The following is a 223-nucleotide window of genomic DNA, read 5'->3' as shown; positions in this document are numbered from 1 at the left end:
GCGCATATTTCTCTTCTAATGTAAGTTCTCTCTCTAGCTTTCTTCCTGAGTTTTCTTTACGCGTATCTCTTAGACCAAATACACCATCTTTCTTATAGGAAGTACGCCACCTATTTCCTGATGATATAACACGTTGTATGCCAATGATTTCTACATCAAATCCACATTCTTCAAAAATAATGCGAGGGGGTTTTCCTTTTTCGTTTTCTTTAATGAAAATACG

Annotated in this window: 1 pseudogene; it reads right to left on the bottom strand. The window is 35.9% G+C overall.

The window, feature by feature from the left end:
- Nucleotides 1–223: pseudogene (locus MR059_RS21705) on the bottom strand (IS3 family transposase); the annotation flags it as partial.

The sequence above is a fragment of the Bacillus cereus group sp. BfR-BA-01522 genome (assembly GCF_022662635.1).
Classification (GTDB): domain Bacteria; phylum Bacillota; class Bacilli; order Bacillales; family Bacillaceae_G; genus Bacillus_A; species Bacillus_A cytotoxicus.
The sequence above is the reverse complement of the archived record's forward strand: the minus strand, read 5'-3'. Positions and strand labels throughout refer to the sequence as shown.